The 22,047-nt window shown below is 69.4% G+C and carries 21 protein-coding genes and 2 pseudogenes; 13 read left to right on the forward strand and 10 right to left on the reverse strand.

The features are described 5' to 3' along the window. The first annotated feature begins 117 nt into the window (after positions 1-117). Positions 118-1,358, forward strand: a protein-coding gene (locus tag DTO57_RS00410) for an IS3 family transposase (RefSeq protein ID WP_229730354.1) whose coding sequence is annotated in 2 segments (ribosomal slippage) — positions 118-397 and positions 397-1,358 — 1,242 coding nt in all. Because the reading frame shifts where the segments join, the coding sequence is not laid out codon by codon here. A gap of 444 nt (positions 1,359-1,802) precedes the next feature. Here DTO57_RS00410 and DTO57_RS00415 read toward each other — a convergent pair. Beyond that, a complete protein-coding gene (locus DTO57_RS00415; RefSeq protein WP_114116268.1) occupies positions 1,803-2,768 on the reverse strand; it encodes a LacI family DNA-binding transcriptional regulator in 966 nt (321 codons plus the stop codon). A 122-nt stretch (positions 2,769-2,890) separates the two neighbouring features. Here DTO57_RS00415 and DTO57_RS00420 point away from each other — a divergent pair, with 122 nt between their 5' ends. The 4 genes from DTO57_RS00420 to DTO57_RS00435 are packed head-to-tail and all read left to right on the forward strand — an operon-like array spanning position 2,891 to position 7,980. Beyond that, positions 2,891-4,528, forward strand: coding sequence for an HAD family hydrolase (locus DTO57_RS00420; RefSeq protein WP_222843207.1), 1,638 nt, complete (start codon positions 2,891-2,893; stop codon positions 4,526-4,528). A 25-nt stretch (positions 4,529-4,553) separates the two neighbouring features. Beyond that, entirely contained in the window at positions 4,554-5,453 is a 900-nt protein-coding gene (locus DTO57_RS00425; RefSeq protein ID WP_114116270.1) for a DUF8171 family membrane protein, read from the forward strand. Further along, positions 5,453-7,150, forward strand: a complete 1,698-nt coding sequence (locus tag DTO57_RS00430; protein WP_114116271.1) for an ABC transporter ATP-binding protein — start codon at positions 5,453-5,455, stop codon at positions 7,148-7,150. The genes DTO57_RS00425 and DTO57_RS00430 overlap by 1 nt, the downstream gene beginning before the upstream one ends. Beyond that, positions 7,147-7,980, forward strand: a complete 834-nt coding sequence (locus tag DTO57_RS00435; protein ID WP_114116272.1) for an energy-coupling factor transporter transmembrane component T family protein — start codon at positions 7,147-7,149, stop codon at positions 7,978-7,980. Before DTO57_RS00430 ends, DTO57_RS00435 begins: the two co-directional genes overlap by 4 nt. A 162-nt stretch (positions 7,981-8,142) precedes the next feature. Here DTO57_RS00435 and DTO57_RS00445 read toward each other — a convergent pair whose 3' ends face one another. Then, positions 8,143-9,273, reverse strand: coding sequence for a cation:proton antiporter (locus DTO57_RS00445; RefSeq protein ID WP_114116273.1), 1,131 nt, complete (start codon positions 9,271-9,273; stop codon positions 8,143-8,145). A 182-nt stretch (positions 9,274-9,455) separates the two neighbouring features. Between DTO57_RS00445 and DTO57_RS00450 the strand changes: the two genes are divergently transcribed. The 8 genes and pseudogenes from DTO57_RS00450 to DTO57_RS00485 all read left to right on the forward strand — a co-directional run bounded on the left by DTO57_RS00450 (position 9,456) and on the right by DTO57_RS00485 (position 15,162). Continuing rightward, on the forward strand, positions 9,456-9,947 hold the full coding sequence (locus DTO57_RS00450) for a VOC family protein (protein WP_114117226.1): 492 nt from the start codon (positions 9,456-9,458) through the stop codon (positions 9,945-9,947). Positions 9,948-9,961: 14 nt separating this feature from the next. Then, complete coding sequence (locus DTO57_RS00455) at positions 9,962-10,711, forward strand: MerR family transcriptional regulator (protein WP_114116274.1); 750 nt, start codon at positions 9,962-9,964, stop codon at positions 10,709-10,711. A gap of 160 nt (positions 10,712-10,871) precedes the next feature. Next, complete coding sequence (locus tag DTO57_RS14260; protein ID WP_162785603.1) at positions 10,872-11,084, forward strand: hypothetical protein; 213 nt, start codon at positions 10,872-10,874, stop codon at positions 11,082-11,084. Positions 11,085-11,128: 44 nt separating this feature from the next. Next, a pseudogene (locus DTO57_RS00465) lies at positions 11,129-11,989 on the forward strand (Rossmann-fold NAD(P)-binding domain-containing protein); the annotation flags it as partial. 47 nt (positions 11,990-12,036) lie between these two features. After that, entirely contained in the window at positions 12,037-12,396 is a 360-nt protein-coding gene (gene cmtR / locus DTO57_RS00470; RefSeq protein WP_091182441.1) for a Cd(II)/Pb(II)-sensing metalloregulatory transcriptional regulator CmtR, read from the forward strand. Next, on the forward strand, positions 12,393-14,306 hold the full coding sequence (locus DTO57_RS00475; protein ID WP_187346575.1) for a heavy metal translocating P-type ATPase: 1,914 nt from the start codon (positions 12,393-12,395) through the stop codon (positions 14,304-14,306). Before cmtR ends, DTO57_RS00475 begins: the two co-directional genes overlap by 4 nt. Next, complete coding sequence (gene lspA, locus DTO57_RS00480; RefSeq protein ID WP_114116276.1) at positions 14,303-14,857, forward strand: signal peptidase II; 555 nt, start codon at positions 14,303-14,305, stop codon at positions 14,855-14,857. Before DTO57_RS00475 ends, lspA begins: the two co-directional genes overlap by 4 nt. After that, entirely contained in the window at positions 14,854-15,162 is a 309-nt protein-coding gene (locus DTO57_RS00485; protein ID WP_010157044.1) for a hypothetical protein, read from the forward strand. The genes lspA and DTO57_RS00485 overlap by 4 nt, the downstream gene beginning before the upstream one ends. A 136-nt stretch (positions 15,163-15,298) precedes the next feature. Here DTO57_RS00485 and DTO57_RS00490 read toward each other — a convergent pair whose 3' ends face one another. From DTO57_RS00490 to DTO57_RS00530, 8 genes and pseudogenes are all read right to left on the reverse strand, one after another. Beyond that, positions 15,299-15,703 carry an arsenate reductase ArsC gene (locus DTO57_RS00490; protein WP_114116277.1) on the reverse strand — a complete coding sequence of 135 codons (405 nt, stop codon included), beginning with the start codon at positions 15,701-15,703 and terminating at the stop codon, positions 15,299-15,301. Positions 15,704-15,718: 15 nt separating this feature from the next. Next, positions 15,719-16,723: a metalloregulator ArsR/SmtB family transcription factor gene (locus DTO57_RS00495; protein ID WP_114116278.1), complete on the reverse strand. Its 1,005-nt coding sequence runs from the start codon at positions 16,721-16,723 to the stop codon at positions 15,719-15,721. Continuing rightward, positions 16,720-17,808, reverse strand: coding sequence for an ACR3 family arsenite efflux transporter (gene arsB, locus DTO57_RS00500; RefSeq protein ID WP_114116279.1), 1,089 nt, complete (start codon positions 17,806-17,808; stop codon positions 16,720-16,722). Before arsB ends, DTO57_RS00495 begins: the two co-directional genes overlap by 4 nt. Beyond that, on the reverse strand, positions 17,805-18,140 hold the full coding sequence (gene trxA, locus DTO57_RS00505) for a thioredoxin (protein ID WP_114116280.1): 336 nt from the start codon (positions 18,138-18,140) through the stop codon (positions 17,805-17,807). Before trxA ends, arsB begins: the two co-directional genes overlap by 4 nt. A gap of 233 nt (positions 18,141-18,373) precedes the next feature. Continuing rightward, positions 18,374-18,889 (reverse strand): annotated as a pseudogene (locus DTO57_RS00510) (DDE-type integrase/transposase/recombinase); the annotation flags it as partial. Between the two features lie 499 nt (positions 18,890-19,388). Then, positions 19,389-20,315: an NAD(P)/FAD-dependent oxidoreductase gene (locus DTO57_RS00520; RefSeq protein ID WP_114116282.1), complete on the reverse strand. Its 927-nt coding sequence runs from the start codon at positions 20,313-20,315 to the stop codon at positions 19,389-19,391. Further along, positions 20,308-20,637, reverse strand: a complete 330-nt coding sequence (gene fdxA / locus DTO57_RS00525) for a ferredoxin (protein ID WP_114116283.1) — start codon at positions 20,635-20,637, stop codon at positions 20,308-20,310. Before fdxA ends, DTO57_RS00520 begins: the two co-directional genes overlap by 8 nt. Beyond that, a complete protein-coding gene (locus tag DTO57_RS00530; protein ID WP_114116284.1) occupies positions 20,634-22,016 on the reverse strand; it encodes an FAD-dependent oxidoreductase in 1,383 nt (460 codons plus the stop codon). Before DTO57_RS00530 ends, fdxA begins: the two co-directional genes overlap by 4 nt. Positions 22,017-22,047: the final 31 nt, after the last annotated feature.

Below are 22,047 nucleotides of genomic sequence, written 5' to 3' on the forward strand. Positions count from 1 at the left end.
ATTCTGGCCTCGTCCACGTGGCACTCCGGTGGCACAGACACCGAGCTCGAACATGATGGACCTTGAATCGTGTCGGGTTTGATGGAGGGTAGGAACACCCGGAAGGAACCCGCCATCATGGCAGCACCGCGTAAGTACCCCGTCGAGCTCAAAGAACGAGCAACGCGCATGGCGATCGATGCCCGCAGAGACCCCGAGACCCGCACCGGCGCCTACAAGCGCATCGGCGAGCAACTCGGTGTCCATCCCGAGGCGCTACGCACCTGGGTCAAGCAGGCCGAGACCGATGAGGGCCTACGTCCGGGTGTCACGACCGCGGACGCGGCGCGGATCGCGGAGCTGGAGCGGGAGGTTCGTGAGCTGCGGCGGGCGAACACGATCTCGAAGCAGGCGTCGGCTTTCTTCGCGGCGGAGCTCGACCGCCCCTCCCGATGAGCGCGCGTGTCCGGTTCGTCGCGGAGCATCGCTGCGAGCACGGGGTCGAGCCGATCTGCCGGGCTTTGGAAGGAACGCCCGGTCAGGTTGCCCCGTCGACGTTCTATGCCGCTCAGTCCCGGCCGCCTTCGACGAGGGAGGTTCGCGACGGGCAGTTGCTGATCACGATCCGGAAGATCCATGCTGACAATTACGGCGTCTACGGGGTCCGGAAGATCCATGCGCAGCTGCGTCGTCAGGGTGAGAAGGTCGCAGAGTCCACGGTTCGCCGTCTCATGCGCGAGGCGGGCCTGCGCGGCATCTCGCGGGCGAAGGGCCCGCGGACGACGAAGCCGGCTCCGGAGACGGGACGGCCGCTGGACCTGGTGAACAGGGAGTTCGTCGCGACGCGTCCGAACGAGCTCTGGGTCGCGGACATCACGTATGTCCGCGCGTTCTCCGGCTGGGTCTATGCCGCTTTCGTCACCGACGTGTTCTCCCGCCTCATCGTTGGCTGGCAGGTATCCACGAGGCTCTACACGGACCTCGCGCTCGACGCTTTGAAGATGGGCATCTGGCGGCGTCAGCACGCCGGCGACGACCTGACCGGGCTGATTCATCACTCCGATCGCGGAGTGCAATATCGAGCGATCCGCTACGCGGACCGCCTCGCGGACTGCGACGCGGTCGCTTCTGTCGGGTCGAAGGGCGATAGCTACGATAACGCGATGGCCGAGGCGCTGAACTCGCTTTACAAGGCCGAGTTGATCCGAAACCGCGGCCCTTGGACAGGGATCAACGACGTCGAGATCGCGATAGCGGAATACGTCGATTGGTTCAACAGTCGTCGTCTCCGTGGTGAGATCGGGCATGTCCCGCCCATCGAACTTGAAGCGGCTTATCGCGCCGCTACGCGCGATCTCTCATTGACCGAAACCAAGTAAATCAGCCTCTACCAAACCCGACACTTGACACTTCGCGAGCGCCTCGGTACACGAAACCCGCGCGGAACCGAGACGATCGAACCATGGCACCGCACGCTCGCTTCCAACTCCCCGAGCCCGACCATGAGCTCGGGTACTCCGAGGAACTCCTGGCCGGCGTGCTCGGCGAACACCTTGCGAAGTTCCACGAATACATGATGATGAAGACGCATGCCATGGGGTCACGCGGCCCGGTCTACTACCCGTCCGACGTGCGGCGCTTCGTCGACCACTACGTCACACGTACCGGTCGCCCGCTCAGCGATGCCGAGGTGCGGGCTCTGTTCGATTCGTGGGAAGCGGGCAAGCAAAGCACCGGGCACGTGAGGAGCATCACGAGTTCATCCCGGCGACGTCACAGGCACATTGTCGCGTCGACAATCGCGAGCACGAATCGCTCGCTCCCTACGAGGACCCCCGCACCACGAGCGTGGGGGAGGCCACCTCGCGCTCGGGCACTCCGCCGTCGAGCAGGCCGAGCGCCTGCGCCATGGCGGCCGCGCCCATCTCGCCGCGCGGCTGATCGACGCTCGTGAGGCCGGGGCGGATGAGGTCGGCGAGCTCGGTGTTGTCGTAACCGACGACGGCGAGGTCGTGGGGCAGGCGGATCCCGCGGTCGACCGCCTCGGCGACGATCTGGGCGGCGATGCGGTCGTTCGCGGCGAACGCGGCCGTGGGGCCGCCCGCCGCCACCGCGTCCAGCAATCGCGCGATGCCGTCGTCGTGCACGTCATACTCACGGGCTTCGGTCACTAGCGCGCGGTATGCGTCGCGGCGCGCGATCGATGCGGGGCGGGAGGATCCGTGCACGTAGGCGATGCGGTCGTGCCCGCGCTCCTGCAGGTGCGCGACGGCGAGCCGGGCGCCGGTCTCGTCGTCGTTGCGGATCCACCCGGCCGCGTCGGGCACGGACGCGGGGCGCCCGACGACCACCATCGGGACGCGATCGGCGAGCGCCGCGAGATCGTCGGCGTCGAGGTGGCCGGTAACGGCGATGACGGCGTCGACGCCGAGGGCGGTGAGGCTGGCGAGGCGCTCGCGCAGCAGCTCGCGGTCGCGTCGGCCGTGGCTGAGGACGACGTCGAATCCGGCCGCGGCGGCCGCATCCTCAATGCCGTTGACGATGTCGGTCTGATACGCGTTGCGCAGATCGGTGAGGAGCACGCCGACGAGGCTGCTGCGCCCGCTCACGAGGCGCTGCGCCCACCCGTTCGACCGGTAGCCGAGCTCATCGGCGGCGGCGAGGATCCGGGATCTGCTCGCGGCGCTCACCCCGGGCTCGCCGCGCAGAGCCGCCGAGACGAGCGACTTGGATACGCTCGCGGCGCGGGCCACGTCGACGATCGTGGGGCGTCGCGCGGTTCCGGTCATGCCTCTCATTCTGACAGGGGGAGTGGCGCTTTCACGGAACCGGGACGTCGCGTCTGGAACGTTCCGGATCCGTTCACTGAGGAGCCACCGGGATGTCACCCCGCGACCGTAGCGTCGCTGTCGTGACCGACTCGCAGACAATCCCCACGACACCGTCCTGGAACGTTCCAGAAGCGCTGTTGCTCGACTTCGGCGGCGTGATCTTCCAGACGCGAAAGGATCCGGCGGGCAAGCGGCGGCTGGCCCGCGCGCTCGTCGCCCGCCTCGCGCGGGCGGGGATCGTCGCCGATCTCGACCGCGTGCACTCCTCGATCGAGGCGGGGCTCACCGCGCTGAAGCATTGGAAGCACGCGCAGAGTCGTCGTCGCCTGCCGCGGGAGCTCCAGCCGCGCGAGATCGTCGGTGACTTCCTCGTCGCCGACCTCGACGACGCCTCACGGGCGCTCCTCACCGCGGAGGCGAGCGACGTGCTGCTCGAGGTGACGACGACCCTCTCGACCCACGAGGTGCGCCCCGGAATCCGGGAGCTTCTCGATCTGGCCGACGCGCACGGAATCCCGGTCGGGATCGTCTCGAACGCCCACTCGGGCCGCAGCCACCGCGCCGTGCTGGCCGAGCACGTGCTCGCAGACCGCTTCGCGGTGCAGTGCTACTCGGACGAGGTCGGTCTGCGCAAGCCGCACCCGGGGATCATCGAGCTCGCGGCCGAGGCCTGCGGCACCACGCCGGATCGTTGCTGGTACGTCGGAGACACGCAGGACCGCGACGTCGTCGCCGGGCGCCGCGCCGGCGTCGCCGCGGTCATCCTCACCCGCAGCGCCCACACGGACGCCCCACCCTTCGCGGTCGACGCGACGGCCGACGCGGTCTATGCGACTCCCGAGGGGCTCGCCGGCGCGCTTCGCAACGCGCTCGCCGCCGGGAATGCGGCGGCGCCGATGCGTGGTCTGACCCACGATGACGACACGCTCGGCCGTGCGCTGTTGATCGACCACGGCGGTGTGATCTCGCTCTCGGTCGACGACCACGAACGGGTGGACGCCTTTGCCGCCTGGTTGTCGCGCCTGCTCGCGGGCCCCGAAGCGGGGCCCGACCCGGCCGAGGTGACGACGCTGATCGCGCGCGCCCGCCTGGCGCACGGGGCGTTCAAGCGCGAGGCGACGCGGCGCTTCCTCGACGACGCCGCACCGCTCGCCGAGGCGGATCCGGTCGTGTTCTGGCGCGACTGGTTCGGAGGCTCCCTCAGTGCGCGCCAGCGCGCCGTGCTGACGGCCGAGGCGCACGACGTCATGGCCCGCTACGGCCGCGCGAAGTCGCGCCGGAGCCTTCGGGCGGGCGTGCGTGAACTGCTCGAGACGTGCCGCGCCGAGCGCGTGCCGGTCGTGGTCGTGTCGAACACCGTCAGCGGCCGCGCCGTGCGGGCCGAGTGCGCGGCGCACGGCATCGACCACCTCATCGCGGCGTCGGTGTGCTCGGACGAGGCGGGCGTGCGCAAGCCCGACGCATCGCTCGTCCGGGAAGCTCTCGTGATCGCCCGCGCAGATCCGGCGCGCACCTGGTTCCTCGGCGACAAGCCGCAGAACGACGCCGTGGCCGCGCGCGCGGTAGGCATCGCTCACCGCGTGATCGTGCGCGGCGGATCCACCGCCGACGCCGACGTCGACGCCGCCCTGACGACGGGCCTCGCCACGCACGCCGTCGACGAGCCCGGCGACCTCGTCTCCCTGATCTCGGCCGTGTCCGCGGCCGCGTCCGCCTGACCCTGATCCGAAAAGGAACTCCCCGATGTCCCTCTCCCAGACCGATGTCCGCCGCGGCGAGTTGCGCGGTGGCGACGCTCCAACGACGAACACACCGCAGAACCTCATGGTGTTCGTGCTGTCGATGGCACTGTTCGGGCTCTCGAACATCATCCTCGAGGTGATTCCCGATATCACCATCGGGCCCGTCGACTTCTCCGTCAGCTACTTCGTCTTCGTCCCGATCACGCTGGCGGCCCTCCTCAGCCCGTTCTGGGTCGCCCTCGGCGCCCCGCTCGGCGAGATCATCTTCACCGACCTCCTGATGGGCGACTTCTCCGGCCTCGCCGAGGTCGAGGGCTTCATCCAGATGTTCCTCGCGATCTACATCGCGGGCTCCGTCATCCGGAACCCCCGCAGCAAGGGCCAGATCGTTCTCGGCTCGCTCCTCGTCGTTGGCATCGACAAGTTCCTCTCGGCGACCGTCGACCTCCTCAAGGTCTGGGTCGGCGTGGAGGACGCGGAGTTCGTCGAGGGGCTGCCCGAATCGGTCCTCCTGCTCGAGGGCATCGGCTTCGGCATCGACCTCATCATGTCGGGCGTCCTCTTCGGCGCGATCCCCGCGCTCTGGCTCATCCCCGCCCTCTACCAGCGCATCGAGCCGATGCTCGGCCTGCAGCCCCGCGAGCCCGGCAAACGGATCCCCGGATCCGTCCCGCGCGGCGGCTGGTTCGTCGCGGTCGCGATCCTCGCCGGCATCGGATCCTTCTTCTTCGCCTTCCTCGAGGCCTGGGACGTCGAAGTCGGCTCCGTCGGCGGGGAATTCCGCGATCGCTTCGGAGACGGCTTCCTGTGGGTCAGCGTCGGCGCCATCGTGGTCGTCCTCGTCATCGCCGTCATCCTGTTCGCCGTGTGGCGCGGCCGCCGCGGCGCGGGGGAGCGCTGATGGCGGATCCGATCATCGAGGTGCGCGAGCTCAGCTTCCGCTACCCCGGCGCCGGGCGCGACACCCTGCGCAACGTCGACCTCACGATCGAGCGCGGCGACTTCGTCGCGATCGTCGGCGGCAACGGATCCGGCAAGACGACGCTCTGCAAGACCTTCAACGGTCTCGTGCCGCACTACTGGTCGGGGGAGTTCGCCGGCTCGGTGCGCGTCGCGGGGGAGGACACCTGGGAATCGTCGGTGGCGCGGCTGTCGTGGACGGTCGGATACGTCTACCAGGACTTCCAGAACCAGCTCGTGCGCCCCACGGTGCGCGACGAAGTCGCGTTCGGCCCGATCAACTTCGGCTTCGACGACCACGCCGAGCGCACGGAGGAGGCGCTCGCCGCGGTGGGCATCGCCCACCTGGCGGACCGTTTCGTCTGGCAGCTCTCCGGCGGGCAGGCTCATCGCGTCGCGCTCGCGTCGGTGTTGGCGATGCGGCCCGAGGTGATCGTCGTCGACGAGCCCGTCGCCGAGCTCGACCCCGCGGCAGCGCACGAGGTCTACGAGCAGCTCACGGCCCTGAACCGCGAGCGGGGCATCACGGTCATCACGATCGAACACCACGCCGAGTTCATCGCCCAGTACGCGCGGTCGGTGGTGTTGATGAGCGACGGCGCGCCGGTGTGGCACCTGCCCGCCGACGAGGCCCTCGAGCGCGCGGGCGAGCTCGCCGACCACGGGATCCCCGCGCCGCAGATCGTCGACGCGATGCGCGCCGCCGGCGTGGGCGGCGTCGCGCGCTCCGTGGACGCGGCGGCGGCGCGGATCCGCGCGGCGCGGGCCGCGGCGCCGGTTGCCGGAGCCGCGGTGCCAGAGCCGCGACCCGATCGGGCGGTGGTCGTCGAGGCGCTCCGCGTCTCGCACGGCTTCCGCAGTGTCTCGGGCGAGGTGCAGCCCGTCATCGACGAGCTCGATCTGGCGCTCCGAGAGCGCGACCGCGTCGCGATCATCGGCGGTAACGGCGCGGGCAAGACCACACTCATGCGCTTGCTCGCGGGGATCCACGTGCCCCGATCGGGCGAGGTTATGTTGGACGGCTCCAACACTCGCGCCTCGCGCGCCGGCCGCCTCGCGGAGAAGGCCGCGTACCTCTACCAGCAGCCGGAGCGGATGTTCCTCAAGGAATCGGTGCGCGCTGACGTCGAACTGTTCCCCCACAGCCGGAAGGACCCGGAGACGACGGCGATCGTCGACCGGATCCTCGAACGGGTGCGGCTGACCGAGTTCGCCGAGCGAGACGGCCGGACCCTCTCGGGTGGCCAGCAGCGGCGCGCAACGCTCGCGATCGGGCTGGCGATGCGGCCCGCCCTCCTCCTGCTCGACGAGCCGACCGCGAGCCTCGACGTCGCCAGCCGCGACGACGTCATCGACATGCTCGCGGAACTCGACGGCGCGATCTCCTGCGCCGTCATCGCGACGCACGACATGCACCTCGTCTCGGAATGGGCCACCCGCGTGATCGCGCTTGAAGACGGGCGCATCGTCGCCGATACGACACCGCGCGCCCTGTTCGCCGATGACGAGCTGCTCTCTCGCGCCCGCCTCGTTCCGCCGCAGGTCGTGCAGCTGGGGCGCGCGCTCGGCATGGATCCGCTTCCGCTCACGGTCGCCGAGTTCGCGGCCGCATTCGACCCCATGGAGGTTCCGGCATGAGCGTCGCCCGAAAGCAGCGCGATGTGGTGAGCGTCGAGTGGGTCAAGCTCGAGCTCATCCGCACCGCCTACTCGACCCGCGGCGGACTCTTCGCCGCCATGGATCCGCGCGCCGTCCTGGCCTGGTACGTGATGCTCGCACTCGCCCCGTGGTTCACTCACAACCTCACGACGATTGCCTGCCTGTTCGCACTGGGCGTCGTCTCCGTCGCCGTCGCGCGCGTCGGCCCGCTCGTGCTCGGCCTGTTCGTGATCGGGCTCGGTTTCGAGCTCGTGTACCTCGTCTTGGCCGCGACCCTCTTCGGCGGCGATTTCACCACCTTCGTCGCCCTGACGGAGGTGACGATGAAGATCGGTGTCGTCTCGCTGGCGAGCCTGGCCGCCTTCGTGTCGCTCGACCCGGAGAAGCTGTCGGACGCGCTCCTGGCTCTGCGCTGCCCACCGACGATCGCCTTCGCCGTGTCGTACGGATACCGGATGATGCCGATCCTCGTCGAGGAATTCTCGACGGTGATGGAGGGGTACCGCCTGCGGCAGGCGCCGCCCGCGAAGGCCGGGTTCCTCGGCTGGCGGCATCTCGTGCACTGGGCGACGCTCGCGGTGAAGGCCTTCTACCCGATCTTCCTCAACACGGCCAAGTCGGTGCGGACGACCGTCGAGGCGCTCGAGGCGCGGGGCTTTACCTTCGCGACCATCGACGGCCGCGGTCGCCGGATCCGGATCGCCGGGCTCCGGTATCGGTGGCTCGACCTCGTGGTCGTCCTCGCGACGGCGGCGCTCATCGCCGCCGGCTTCGCCATCGGTGCGGAGTGGCCCCTGTATCGCGGGTGACTCGCCGGGATCGTGGGCGACGCGCCGAGGTTCCTACAGCGCCGCCCCGAGCTCCGCGCACCGCGCCCTGCCGCGCCGAGCGCGGCCGTCAGCGCTCGCGTGCGCGAGGATGCGAGGTCGGCCGAGGAATCGATGTGCAGGAGCTGGGGCATAGAGCGCAGACTATCGCGGTTCCGGAACCCGGACACGGCCCGCCGCGAAGGCGGACACGGCGACCGTGATCAGCGCGCCGAAGAGGATCCCGGCGCCTTCGCCCGGCGCGAGGGCCGAGGTTTCGATGCCGAGGGCGACGGCGGCGATCGGGATGCCGAGCTGGCCGGAGGAGGAGATGGCCTGCATCCACGGAAGACCGAAAGCGCGTGCCGCCAGGTGGGCGACCACGGCCCCCGTCGCGAGCGCGAGCCCCAGGAGGATCTTGTCGGGATGCTCGGCGAGGTCGCGCAGGTTGATCGACGCGCCGAGCCAGACGAAGAAGAGCGGCCCGAGGAAGCCCTCGGTGACGCCGAACAGCTGGCGGGCGAGCCGGCGCGGCTGTCCGATGCTCGCCAGCACGAGGCCGAGTGCGAATCCCGCGAGCATCACCGAGACGTGCGTCGCCTGCGCGATCGCGGCGAGGAGGCACAGGATCAGCACGCTGATCCGCATCTCGAGCGCGAACTCGCGCGACTCGGAGAACCGGTGCAAGCGCCGCGTCCACCCGCGGCGCCCGGCGAAGCGCACCGCGAGCGTGAGCATGACCGCGAACACACCGATGGCGACGGCGCCCAGCGCCGCGACGGGCGCGCGGGACGGCACGATCACCAGCGGCAGCGCCGCGATGCAGGCGATGTCGGCGATGGCGATCTGCGCGATGAGCTGCGCGATCTTGCCCTGGTCGATGTTGAGCGACTGCAGGATCGGCAGGACGAGCGCGGCGGAGGAGGAAGAGAGCAGCACCCCGTAGAGCGCGGCGTGCTCGGTGCCGAACCACAGCCAGATGAGGGTCCCGAGCACCGCCCCGACAATGCCGACGGCGATCGCCCCGAGGAAGCCGCGCCCGATCACCGCGCGCACCTCGCGGTCGCGCACCGGCACCTGCGAGCCGATCACCAGCATCGTGAGCCCGAAACCGGTGTCGGCGAGAAAGGCGAGCGTCGCGTCTTCCGGGTCGATCCAGTTCAGGGCGGTCTTGCCGATCACGACGCCGGCGAGGAGTTCGCCGATCACGACGGGCACGCGCCAAGACTTTCGCGCCGCCAAGAGAGGCCCCAGCATGCCGACTGTCACGATGAGGGCCAGGGTCGTGAAGGTCATAGCCACAAGGTAGCGCCCGCCCGAGCGCGAGCGTGGGGCTTGCGGTCAGGCGGGCGATGTGCGTCGGCGAGCGGGGCAATGCTGTGGAGCTGGTGGGGTAGATGTTGTTGATTGGAGGTTGTCGACACGAGTTTCCTGAACGGCTTGACTCTGCCGTAACGTCAACCGACAGAGTGATGTTCATGACCAAGAACAACGAACCGGCAATCGACCGGTCGATCTACCCAATGCCCATGTTTGTGAACCTCGTAGTCAGCAACCTCGCAGCTGCAGAAGCGCTCTACGCGTCTGCGGGATTCATCACCCTCGCGGCCATCCCTGGACCTGGCGATGTGCCTTCCCTGGTGCATCTGCGTCGCGAAAAGTATCAAGACATCCTCATGACTCAAGGGCCTGCAGAGCGTGGGACGACTACTGCTTCCTTCGCCGCGGGTGCTATCGACTTGGCCGTGGCTGCTGAACGCATCCGCGCGGCCGGCGGCGATGTCACCGGGCCGATCGATACCCCGTGGTTCACGACCGATGTCACATTCTCAGATGCGGATGGCAACACAGTGACGCTGACCGCGCCGCGACAGGTCGATCAGGCTGCAGCGCAGGCGTGGGTGGCCGATCAGATCACCGGGGACTTCGAGACTTCCGGAGCTCATCCATTCAATCCGAGCGAAGACTAATCCGGGGGATATTCATGTCGGAGTGGCCGATCAAGGAAGTAGCTCGCGCGACCGGGCTCACCAGCCGCACGTTGCGACACTACGAACAGATCGGCCTGCTCCGACCTTCGCGCGTCGCGCACAACGGGTACAGGTTCTACGGAGACGTGGAACTATCGCGACTCTACCGGATACTGTCGCTGCGCGCGCTGGAGCTTCCGCTCGCCACCATTCAGATCGCCCTCGACGACGACGCAACACTCGCCGAGGCGATCGCATCTCATCTCGTGCTCCTGGAGGAGCGGCGAGATCGCACGAACCAACAGATCGCTGCCGTCCGACACACGTTGGATGCAGTAACGAGAGGCAAGACCATGACCATCAAGGAGATCTTCGACGGAGTCGACCAGGCTCATTACGAAGCCGAGGTGCGCGAGAGGTGGGGTGATGAAGCGTGGGAGCGCAGCGCAAAGCGGCGTGACCGCATGAGCAATGAGCAGCTCCAGGCTGATGATGAGCGCAGCGTTGACGTCAACGCAGCGCTCCGCGACGCTGCGACCTCACGCGAAGACCCAACTGGCGCGAGCTTCCAGGCGCTGATTGACGCGCACTATCGCTGGGTAACCGAGTACTGGGGAGGGCGTGCACCCGATCGCGACGCGTATACCGGGCTGTCCGAGCTGTATGTCGCAGATGCGCGTTTTGCGGCCACCTACGGCGGCCAGCAGAATGCCGAAGCTATCCGCGACGCAATGCAGGTCTGGATCGCAGCCAATCTGCATTGACGGGGTGAAGTGCGACGCTGGAGTCTGCTGCACGGATAGGTGACAGGTTGTAGTCAGGCCGCGAGGGCGACGTCCTTGGTCATGATGGTCTCGAATTCGATGGGCGTCAAACGTCCAAGGCGGGCCTGGCGTCAGCGGCGAACACGTGCCGTGTGCGGCCATGCTCATCGACGACCGCGCAAAGGTCATCGTGAACGGGCGGGCCGGGTCGGCGGTGTTTGCCGCGATTGGGTTTACCGAACGCGGACCACCAGCTGTTGCTCGACGTGATCCGCCACGCCGTCCGGTCCGACATCGCTTCGCCATTGTTGCGGGCCTCGTCGGCGAGGAGCCGGTGCCCGAACTCGGGGTCGTCACGATGGGCGTCGAATAGGGCGTTCGCGCGATACGCCTCCACCACCTCGCTCTCGGCGCATTCCGAACCCTGCCGGCACTGACGGGCTCCCTGCCCTCGGCGAGAGCGCGGCGTCAGGCGCAGGCCTCCTGGAGCACCGCATGCCCGCCATCGAGGACGCCAGTGCCCTGGCGGGCCAGCACGTCGTGGTGGTCGGCAACGGGCACTCCGCGGCGACGACGATCGGGATCCTTTCGTGAGTGGCCAAGCGCACGCCGGGGACGCGGATCACCTGGGTGCTGCGGCGCGGCGCGGTCGGCAACACCTTCGGCGGCGGCAGCGCCGACGAACTGCCCGAGTGGGGCGCGCTCGGGTAGCGGGCGAAGAGTGCCGTCGAAGACGGCCTCGTCGATCTCGTCACCGGGTTCCGCACCGAGCAGGTCATCATCGACGGCGACCAGGCCGTGCTCGTCGCGGAGGACGGCCGATGCCTCGGGCCTGCTGCTCGGGTCTTCGTCGCCACCGGCTTGCGACCCGACCTGTCCTTCCTCTCCGAGATCCGTCTCGACCTCGACATGCGCCTGCAGGCCCCGTCGAAGATCGCCGCGGAGGTCGACCCGAACGTGCACTCCTGCGGCTCCGTCCGGGCCACCGGCGCGGCAGACCTCGAGCAGCCCGAGCCGGGCTTTTACATCGTGGGAGCGAAATCCTACGGACGCGCGCCCACGTTCCTCGCCCTGACCGGTTTCGAGCAGGTCCGCAGCGTCGTCGCCGCGATCGCCGGGGACCGCGAGGCCGCGGAACGGGTGGACCTCGTTCTGCCCGACACGGGCGTGTGCGGCGGCTCGGGGCTCTTCGATGCGCCGGACGAGTCCGCCAGCGCGGGATCGTGCTGCGCGCCGGCCCCGCAGCTCATCCAACTCGGCGTGGGTTCGGCATCGTAGGTTCACTACCCTTGGTTCAGGTCAGTACTGGCTGTATAGTTCAGTGCATGCTGACCATTGCTTCTCGCCTCGACGTCATGAACCGGCTCGGCCGGGCCATGGCGGACCCGACGCGCTCCCGGATCCTGATGACCTTGCTCGTTGGCCCGAGCTACCCGGCCGTGCTCTCTCGCGAGCTGGAGCTGACGCGCTCGAACGTGTCGAACCACCTGACCTGCCTACGCGACTGCGGGATCGTGGTCGCCGAGCCCGAGGGTCGGCAGACCCGCTACGAGATCGCGGACCCGCACCTGGCGGCGGCGCTGACGGCGCTGGTGGACGTGACCCTCGCGGTCGATGAGCACGCGCCGTGCGTCGACGCCGAGTGCACGGTGCCGGGCTGCTGCGCGACGAGGGCGGGCGAGTGAGCGCGGCGTGTGGCTGCGAGCACGAGCCGGAGAGCATGGTGGGCGAGGAGTCCGAGGAGGCGGAGCGCCCCTGGTGGCGGGACCGCGGGATCATGGTCCCGGTCTTCTCCGGCGTGGCCTTCCTGATCGGCCTCGTCCTGGAGTGGTCCGGGCTCGAGTTCCCGGCGCTGGTGGCGTTCTGGATCGGCCTGTTACTAGGCGCGTCGACGTTCACCCGCGGCGCGATCCGCAAGCTGTTCCAGGGCAAGCTCGGTATCGGCCTGCTGATGACGATCAGCGCGGTCGGCGCAGTGATCCTCGGCTACGTCGAGGAGGCCGCCGCGCTGGCGTTCCTCTACTCGATCGCCGAGGCCCTGGAGGACAAGGCGATGGACCGGGCCCGTGGCGGGCTGCGGGCGCTGCTCAAGCTCGTCCCGGAGACCGCGACGATCCGCCAGGACGGGGCCTCGGTCGAGGTCGCGGCCAAGGATCTCGCCGTGGGCCAGGTCATGCTGGTGCGTCCGGGTGAGCGGATCGCGACCGACGGGATCGTCCGTACGGGGCGCTCCAGCCTGGATACGTCGGCGATCACCGGGGAGTCGATCCCGGTCGAGGTCGAGCCCGGCGACGCGGTGTCGGCCGGGGCGATCAACACCGCCGGTGCGCTGGAGGTCGAGACGACCGCGGCGGGCACCGACAACTCGCTGACCACGATCGTGGAGCTGGTCGAGCAGGCGCAGGCGGAGAAGGGGGACCGCGCCCGCCTCGCGGACCGCATCGCCCGCCCGCTCGTGCCCGGCGTGCTGATCCTCGCCGTCCTGGTGGCGGTCATCGGGTCGCTGTTCGGCGACCCGGAGCTGTGGGTCACCCGCGCCCTCGTGGTCCTCGTCGCGGCGTCGCCGTGCGCGCTGGCGATCTCCGTGCCCCTGACGGTGGTCGCCGCGATCGGGGCGGCGAGCAAGTTCGGCGTGATCATCAAGTCCGGTGCGGTGTTCGAGCGGTTCGGCGTGATCCGTCACGTCGCCGTCGACAAGACCGGCACCCTGACCCGCAACGAGCCCGCCGTCACCGCGGTGCTCACTGCCGACGGCGTCACTGAGTCGCAGGCTCTGGCCTGGGCGGCCGCGCTGGAAAAGCACAGCACCCACCCGCTCGCTGCGGCGATCACCGCCGCTGCGCCGGGTGCGCCCGCGGCGGAGGCCGTGACGGAGCAGGCCGGTCACGGCATCGAGGGCACCCTCGACGGCGCGCGGATCACGGTCGGCAGCCCGCGCTGGCTTGACGCCGGCCCGCTCAAGGACCGGGTCGCGGGCCTGGAGGAGCAGAGCATGACCGTCGTGATCGTGCACCGCGACAGCGCCGCGGTCGCCGCGATCGGCGTCCGCGACGAGCTGCGCCCCGAAGTCCCCGAGGTCGTCCGTACGCTCGCCGCCCAGAGCATCGGGACGACCATGCTTACCGGCGACAACGCCCGCACCGCCCGCGCCCTGGCCGCGCAGGCCGGGATCGAGGACGTGCGCGCCGAGCTGCGCCCGGAGGACAAGGCCTCAGCGATCGCCAAGCTCGGCGAGAAGCACGGGTCGGTCGCGATGATCGGCGACGGCATCAACGACGCCCCCGCCCTCGCTGCGGCGGACATCGGGATCGCGATGGGCACGACCGGTTCCGATGCCGCGATCGAGTCCGCCGACGTCGCCTTCACCGGCCACGACCTCCGCCTGCTCCCGCGCGCGTTCGACCACGCCCGCCGGGGACGGCACATCATCAACCAGAACATCATCCTGTCGCTGCTGATCATCACCGTCCTGCTGCCGCTGGCCCTGTTCGGCGTCCTAGGCCTCGCGGCCGTGGTGCTCGTGCACGAGATCGCCGAGGTGATCGTGATCCTCAACGGGCTGCGCGCCGCGCGCACCAGGAAGTCGATCGCGTGACCGCGCAGGGCACCGTCGTCGCCGAAGGGACGAGCCCGCCCTCCCCGAAAGGTCGGAGGGCACTCGGCGTCGTCCTCGCGGTCGCCGTGCTCGCCGTGGCCCTCGATCAGGGGTCGAAGGCCCTCGCTGTGGCGCAGTTGACTTCTGGCGAGCGGGTTCCGCTGGTCGGCGACCTGTTCGGCCTGTCCCTGGTCTACAACCCCGGAGCCGCGTTCTCGCTCGGCTCCGGGTCCACCTGGATCTTCACCCTCGTCGGCCTCCTCGCCGCCATCGCGGTAGTTGTGTTCGCTGTGCGGCTGCGTGGCGCGCGGTGGGGTGCCGCGTTGGGCCTGGTCCTCGGCGGCGCGGTCGGCAACCTCGTCGACCGGCTCCTGAACCCGCCCTCCTTCGGACAGGGGCAGGCCACGGACTTCCTCGCCTACGGCGACCTGTTCGTCGGGAACGTCGCCGATGTCTTCGTCGTCGCCGGTGTCGGCCTGGTCTGCCTGAACCTTCTCCCGCCAGGCCCGGACCGGGCGTCGAACGACGCGCGATTCGAGGATGCCGCATGAAGGTCGAGTTGCTGCACATTGTCGGTTGCCCGAACACGGACGTGGCCGAAGCCAACGCGCGCGCAGCACTGGACGCTCTTGGATTCAGGGCCGTGCCTGTCGAGCTGGTCACGATCCGGACCGAGGCCGAGGCGGTAAGCACCCGGTTCGGAGGCTCGCCCACGATCCTCGTCGACGGCGTCGACCTGTTCCCGACAGCACCGGTCCGCTCGCTCGCGTGCCGCGTCTATGCGACGAGGAACGGGTTCGCCGGAGCGCCTACGCAGGAGCAGATCGAAGCAGCGCTGCGAGGCGCGTCCCGGTAGAGCAAGAACGGGCTGTAGCGCGATCGATGGCGCACGCCTCACGGCACATCGGTGTTCGCCGCAGGGACCAGGAAACCCGGAAACACAGCGGAGAGGCAGGGCCATTGGCCGCTGCCCCTCCCGTGCTCGCAGTCCCTCAGACGAGCAGTTCCGCCAGCAGCGTTTCGACGCGACCTTTGATCTCGTCCCGGATCGGGCGCACGGCATCGATGCCCTGACCGGCCGGGTCCTCGAGCTTCCAGTCCTCGTAGCGCTTGCCCGGGAAGAACGGGCACGCGTCGCCGCAGCCCATCGTGATCACGACGTCGGAGTCCTGCACCGCCTCGGTGGTGAGCACCTTGGGCTGCTCGGCGGTGATGTCGATGCCCACCTCGCGCATTGCCTCGACGGCGACCGGGTTGATCTGGTCGGCGGGCATCGACCCTGCCGAGCGGACCTCGACGCGGTCGCCCGCGAGCTCGCGGAGCCAGCCGGCGGCCATCTGGGAGCGCCCGGCGTTGTGGACGCAGACAAAGAGGACGGAGGGCTTCTGGTCGGTCATGGTTGTTCGCTTCTTTCAGTCGGTGAGCGTGGCGAGGAGGCCGCGGACGCGGCCCTCGATGTCCTGGCGGATCGCCTCGACCCCTTCCGGGGAAGCGAGAGCCGGGTCGCCGACGGCCCAGTCCTCGTATCGGGCACCGGGGATGATCGGGCAGACGTCGCCGCAGCCCATCGTGACCACCACGTCGGCCGCGCGCACGGCGTCGTCGGTGAGGGGCTTCGGGAACGCCGTCCCGGCCTCCAGCGCGCCCTCGATCTCGGTGAGCAGCGAGCGCACGTGCGGGTGCACATCCGACGCCGGGGCGGAACCGACGGAGCGTGCGACCACGCGGCCGCCGGCGAGCTGGTTGACGATCGCGGCGGCGAGCTGGGAGCGGCCCGCGTTCTGCACGCACACGAACAGCACCTGCGGCACCCCGGTCTCATGGTCGCGGGTCATGTCGGCGAGGCGCTGCCGGGCGAACCTTTCGGTCAGCGGGATCATGTGCGCCGTCAGCTTCGCGGACCGCACCAGGCCGGCGTAGGACTCGCGCACGATCGCGATCACGAGGTCCCGGTTCAGCCCGGTCAGCTCGTCCGCGAGTTCCTCCGCGAGCCTGGTGACTCGGGCGTCCATCTGCTGCAGGGCCTCGGCCCGTGCCGCGGCGTCTTCGGGGTCGTCGGTGACGGCCGCGGCGGGAGCGAACGCGTCGAGGAGGGCTGCGACGGCGCGCTGTTTGCCCGGGGCGATGCGGTAGTAGACCCAGGTGCCGCGGCGCTCGGACAGCAGCATCCCGGTCTCCTTCAACACCTTCAGGTGGTGCGAAACGGTCGGCTGGGACACCTCGGCGAGGTCGGCGAGGTCGCAAACGCAGGACTCGCCGCGCGGGTCGGTCGCGATCGCGGAGAGCATCCGCAGCCGCAGCGGGTCAGCGAGCGCTTTCAGCGCCCCGGCCACGGTCGTGGCGGCCTCGGGGCCGATTGCGTGCGCCGTGGACGGTGCGCACGTGTCGGCGTCAGAGATGACGGTCGTGTCGGTCATGACGTCCTCGATTCGGTGGCGTAGGGGTCGGTGTGGAACCAGGTCTTCGCGGCCCAGAGTGAGACGTAGACCAGGCCCACGAGCACGGGCACTTCGATGAGCGGGCCGACGACCCCGGCCAAGGCCTGGCCGGATGCCGCGCCGAAGGTGCCGATCGCGACCGCGATGGCGAGCTCGAAGTTATTGCCCGCGGCGGTGAACGCGAGCGTCGTGGAGCGCGCGTAGCCCAGGCCGAGTGCCTTGCCAAGCAGGATGCCGGCGAACCACATCAGCGCGAAGTAGACCAGCAGCGGCAGCGCGATCCTGGCGACGTCCATCGGGTGGGAGGTGACCTGTTCGCCCTGCAGGGCGAACAGCAGCACGATCGTGAACAGCAGCCCGTAGAGCGCCCACGGCCCGATCCTCGGGAGGAACTTCTCCTCGTACCAGTCGCGCCCCTTGCGTTTCTCGCCGACGAAGCGGGATGCGAATCCGGCCGCCAACGGGATGCCGAGGAAGACGAGGACGTTGAGTGCGATCTGCCAGACGGAGAGCTCCAGGCCCTGCGCGTCCAGTCCGAGCCATCCGGGCAGCACGGTCAGGTAGAACCAGCCCAGCACCGAGAACATCACGACCTGGAAGACCGAGTTGATTGCGACCAGCACCGCGGTCGCCTCGCGGTCGCCGCACGCGAGGTCGTTCCAGATCACGACCATCGCGATGCAGCGGGCGAGCCCGACGATGATCAGCCCGGTCCGGTACTCGGGCAGGTCCGGCAGGAAGATCCACGCGAGCGCGAACATGACCGCGGGCCCCACGAGCCAGTTCAGCACGAGCGAGGAGACGAGGAGCTTCTTGTCGCCCGTGACGGCGGCGACCTTGTCGTAGCGGACCTTCGCGAGCACCGGGTACATCATCACCAGCAGGCCCAGCCCGATCGGGATCGAGATCCCGCCGACCTCCATCGCGGACAGCGCGTCCGAGAGCGCGGGCACGAAACGGCCGAGCAGGAGGCCTGCGACCATCGCGAGGCCGATCCACAGCGGCAGCCACTTGTCGAGGGTGGACAGCCGTTTCGGGGCAGTGCGGGTCAGGGTGTCGGTCATGCGAGCAGCTCCTCGATCTTCGCGACGTAGACGGGCTTCGGATGCGCGCCGATCAGCACGTCCACGCGCTCCCCGTCCCGGTAGAAGCCGAGGGTCGGGATCGAGGTCACGCCGGCCGCGGTCACGGTCTCCGGGTTCTGGTCGGCGTCGACCTTCACGACCTTCACCCGGCCCGCGTACTCGCCGGCGAGCTGGTCCAGTATCGGGGCAATCGCCCTGCACGGGCCGCACCAGGTCGCCCAGATGTCGACCACGACGGGCAGCTCGGACTCAAGAACCTCCGCCCGGAAGGTCACGTCGGTGACGGGGACTGGCGAGGCTTGATTCGACATACTTCTATATTGAAGATCTTCTATTCGGCTCGCAACCTCAAGCCGTGCACGTCATCGAATGTTCACTTTCCCGCGGGCACCGAGTACCGCCTCGCAAGCAATCACAAGTCGCCGAGCGGTGGGCCTTGGCCCTTAATCGTGGACACGGTGTCGGTTCGGTTATGCAGCTTCCGCGAGCGTAGCGGAGCGCGCGGCTTCGTAGGCGTTCGGGCTGATGTTGCCGATCGCGGAGTGGCGCCGGCCAGTGACCCGCGGTCACGGTGAGCGGCGCGGAGGGCGACTTCGACGAGCCCTGCGCGCATGTGGTCGGCGACCTGCCAGCCCGCGAGCTTCCGGGAGCCGAGATCGATGCAGGACGCGAGGTAGAGGTTCGTGCCGTCGGCGATAGGCAGGTAGGTGATGTCGCCCACGTAGCGGCGGCCGGGGACGCCGACGGAGAAGTCCCGTCCGATCAGGTCGGGGAAGCGCCTGGCGGACTGGTCCGGGATCGTGGTCTTCACCCGTCGTCGCAACCGGATCCCCGGGAGGCGGTGCTCACGCATTACCCGCGCGACGCGCTTGTGATTCACCCGCGCCGCCAACACCGCGTCGTCTGTCGCCTTCGCGGCTCGCTTCCCGGCGGAGTCCAGCCAGGCGGAGAACGACGAGCGGGCGACCTCGACGACCTCACACAACCGCTTCACGCCGTAGGCGTCCTTGTGATCCTCAACAAACTGGAAGCGGTTCACCAGTTCGTCTCCCCGGCGAAATACTTCGCCGCCTGCGACTCCGCTCGCCCCGTCGCACCCGGCGTGGACTCATACAAGTCCACTGCCCGCTACCGGAATTCGTCCGTGTAGTTCTTCCTAGCCATCTCTTTGATTCTCGCTTCCCCAGCAACGCGCTGGAATCAGCGGGTCCAAGATCAGGGGTCAAGCGCCGATCCCGCGTCTTCGGATCTGTGCGCTTCTCGCCCCCGTGACCGAGGAGGAGTTCTCGACCCTTCGCGAACTCATTCAGACCACCGACTCCGCGCCGAGTGAGCAGCTGGCCACGCTGGCTGACGCCGGTTAGGTGGGCCAGCGTCGAGCGGCGCGAGGCGGGCGTAGCCGCGTCTGGGTCGCCCTCACCGATTCCGGTCGACGGGCGTTCCGGCACCACCTCCAGGCCCTCACCGCCCTCGCCGACTCGCCGCAGGAAGGCCCCCACCACCCTTACAGGTTGCGGGAGCGACATCGGCGAAGCGGGCGGCAGGTCGCCGCGAACCCGTCAATGCGCCGTAGCGACCCCGATGGTGTCGTGCACGATGACGGCGGCCGCCCTCGCGCCCGTTCCGGCGGCGACGATGAGCTGCTGCGGGCCGGGAGCGGCTGTGTCGCCGGCGGCGTAGAGCCCCGGAACGTCGGTGCGGCCCGAGCGGTCGGTCACGAGGTGCCCGTGCGCGTCGACCGAGGGCGCGATGCCGTCGAGGAACGACAGCTCGGCGTGCCACTCGGGCCGCACGAAGCCGCCGTCGACCTCGACCGCCGCGCCGTCCGCGAGCACGATCGCCTCGAGGCGCCCGCGGTCGCCGACGAGCTCCGCGATCGGATCCCGCAGCACGGGGATGCCGCTCGCTGCGAGCTCGGCCTCCTCCGCGGTGCCGACGGCGCCGGATCCGTTGGTGAAGACCGTGAGGTGCTCGGTCCAGCGGCCGATGAGCCGGGCGCGATCGGCGAGGTCTGCTGTCTCGCCGATGAGCGCCATCCGGCGCCCGCGCAACTCCCACGCGTCGCACGCCGCGCAGCTGAAGAGGCTCATGCCGTAGAAGCCGCGCAGGTTCGGCACGTCGGGCAGGGTTTCGCGCAGGCCCGTCGCGAGCAACACGGCATCGGCCGTGATTGTTTCGGTCGCTGCCGTGCGGCCGATGCCCGCGGCGAAGCGCGCGTCGTGGTCCGCCGGCGCGAGCGAGACGACCCGCACGCGCGAGCGGATCTCGACGTTCGGGTATGCGGCGAGCTCCTCGCGCGCGATCTTCCGAAGCTCCTGCGGCGGCACGCCGTCGCGGGTGAGGAAGCCGTGCGAGTTGAGGGTCGCGGCGTTTCGGGGCCGATCGGCGTCGACCACGAGCACGCGCACGAGAGAGCGCCCGAGGTTGAGGGCAGCCGAGAGGCCCGCGGGCCCGCCGCCGACGACGATCACGTCAAAGTCAGCCATGGTCGCCTCCCCGCGGGGGAAGAGCCGACACGAGCGCGTGGTCGAAGGCGTACGGGCCGACCTTGGCGGCGCCGCCGGGCGATCCGATCTCGGAGAAGAACTCGACGTTGGCGGTGTAATAGTCGGCCCACTCGTCCGGCACATCGTCTTCGTAGTAGATGGCCTCCACGGGGCAGACGGGCTCGCACGCGCCGCAGTCGACGCACTCGTCGGGGTGAATATAGAGCGTGCGCTCGCCCTCGTAGATGCAGTCGACGGGGCACTCGTCGATACAGGCACGGTCTTTCACGTCGACGCACGGAAGCGCGATCACATAGGTCATCGGGCGAGCGCCCCGTCTCGCGACAGGGCAACCTGCTCCTCACGCGGCACGACCTTCACGCGCTCGCGCGCGTGCTCGTGCGTCTCGCCGAGGCGGCGCTCGTGCGCGTCGAGCGCGAGCCAGCCGTCCCACGTCGTGTATTCGGTCTCGCGCTCGTCGAGCAGGTCGACAATGTCGCCGGCGGATCCGTTATCGAGCGGCAGCAGTCCGGCCTCCGCGTCGTCGATCAGGTTCGTGATCGTCTCGAGCGCGTCCGACTTCGTGTGGCCGATGAGCCCCACGGGGCCGCGCTTGATCCAGCCCGTCGAATACAGGCCGCGCTCGCCGTCGACGCGGCCGCCGGCGTTCGGAATCACGCCGCGCTCGGCGTCGAAGGGCGCGCCTGCGACGCGTGTTCCGTAGTACCCGACGGCGCGGTACACGGCCTGCACGTCGTACTCGCGGAACTCGCCGGTGCCGACGAGCCGCCCGTCGTCGGTGCGGGTGCGCTCGAAGCGGATTCCCTCGACACGGCCGTCGCCGGTGATCTCGGCCGGCGCGTGCCAGAAATGCAGGTGCAGGCGGCGGGACGCCGATCCCGCAGGGCGATCGCGCCAGTTATTCAGGGTGCGCAGCATGATCTTGAGCTGGTTATTGGGTGCAGCGGCCGGGTCGACGCCGTCGAAGTCTTCGTCGTGCAGCACGATGTCGACGTCCGGCACCTCGCCGAGCTCGCGCAGCTCGATCGGCGTGAACTTGATGTCGGCGGGGCCGCGCCGCCCGAAGACGTGCACGTCGGTGACGGCCGAGGCCTCGAGGCCGGTGAGCACGTTGTCGGGAACCTCTGTCGAGCGCAGGTCGACCGCGTGCTTGGCGAGCACTCGCGCGACATCGAGCGCGACGTTGCCGTTGCCGATGACGGCGACCGACGACGCCTCGAGCGGCCAGGTGCGCGGGACATCGGGGTGCCCATCGAACCAGGCGACGAAGTCGGCCGCGCCGTAGGATCCGGGCAGGTCGACGCCCGGAACGTCGAGCGCTGCGTCGCGAATCGCACCCGTGGCGAGGATCACGGCGTGGTAGCGCTCCCGCAGCTCGTCGACGGAAACGTCGCGGCCCACCTCGACGTTGCCGAGGAAGCGAATCGTGCGGCGGGAGGCGCCCTCCGGCAGGTCATCGAGCATCTCGTGCAGCGAGTTCACGATGCCCTTGATACGGGGGTGATCGGGCGCGACGCCGTAGCGGATCAGGCCGTAGGGCGCGGGAAGCGACTCGAAGAGGTCGATCTCGACCTCGCCGCCGCGATCACGCACCGCGTTGGCGAGGAGGTTGCCGGCGTAGATGCCGGCCGGGCCCGCGCCGACGATCGCGACGCGCAGGGAGAGGGGAACGGATGACATAGGGGTCCTTTGGGAGGGAGGAAAGAAAGCT

Source organism: Microbacterium sorbitolivorans, assembly GCF_003327285.1.
Classification (GTDB): domain Bacteria; phylum Actinomycetota; class Actinomycetes; order Actinomycetales; family Microbacteriaceae; genus Microbacterium; species Microbacterium sorbitolivorans.

Coding starts and splice junctions, on each gene's coding strand:
- DTO57_RS00415 (WP_114116268.1), bottom strand. CDS start 2,768: ATGACCGGAACCGCGCGACGCCCCACGATCGTCGACGTGGCCCGCGCC.
- DTO57_RS00425 (WP_114116270.1), top strand. CDS start 4,554: ATGTCCCTCTCCCAGACCGATGTCCGCCGCGGCGAGTTGCGCGGTGGC.
- DTO57_RS00430 (WP_114116271.1), top strand. CDS start 5,453: ATGGCGGATCCGATCATCGAGGTGCGCGAGCTCAGCTTCCGCTACCCC.
- DTO57_RS00435 (WP_114116272.1), top strand. CDS start 7,147: ATGAGCGTCGCCCGAAAGCAGCGCGATGTGGTGAGCGTCGAGTGGGTC.
- DTO57_RS00445 (WP_114116273.1), bottom strand. CDS start 9,273: ATGACCTTCACGACCCTGGCCCTCATCGTGACAGTCGGCATGCTGGGG.
- DTO57_RS00450 (WP_114117226.1), top strand. CDS start 9,456: ATGACCAAGAACAACGAACCGGCAATCGACCGGTCGATCTACCCAATG.
- DTO57_RS00455 (WP_114116274.1), top strand. CDS start 9,962: ATGTCGGAGTGGCCGATCAAGGAAGTAGCTCGCGCGACCGGGCTCACC.
- DTO57_RS14260 (WP_162785603.1), top strand. CDS start 10,872: ATGCTCATCGACGACCGCGCAAAGGTCATCGTGAACGGGCGGGCCGGG.
- cmtR (WP_091182441.1), top strand. CDS start 12,037: ATGCTGACCATTGCTTCTCGCCTCGACGTCATGAACCGGCTCGGCCGG.
- DTO57_RS00485 (WP_010157044.1), top strand. CDS start 14,854: ATGAAGGTCGAGTTGCTGCACATTGTCGGTTGCCCGAACACGGACGTG.
- DTO57_RS00490 (WP_114116277.1), bottom strand. CDS start 15,703: ATGACCGACCAGAAGCCCTCCGTCCTCTTTGTCTGCGTCCACAACGCC.
- DTO57_RS00495 (WP_114116278.1), bottom strand. CDS start 16,723: ATGACCGACACGACCGTCATCTCTGACGCCGACACGTGCGCACCGTCC.
- arsB (WP_114116279.1), bottom strand. CDS start 17,808: ATGACCGACACCCTGACCCGCACTGCCCCGAAACGGCTGTCCACCCTC.
- trxA (WP_114116280.1), bottom strand. CDS start 18,140: ATGTCGAATCAAGCCTCGCCAGTCCCCGTCACCGACGTGACCTTCCGG.
- DTO57_RS00520 (WP_114116282.1), bottom strand. CDS start 20,315: ATGGCTGACTTTGACGTGATCGTCGTCGGCGGCGGGCCCGCGGGCCTC.
- fdxA (WP_114116283.1), bottom strand. CDS start 20,637: ATGACCTATGTGATCGCGCTTCCGTGCGTCGACGTGAAAGACCGTGCC.
- DTO57_RS00530 (WP_114116284.1), bottom strand. CDS start 22,016: ATGTCATCCGTTCCCCTCTCCCTGCGCGTCGCGATCGTCGGCGCGGGC.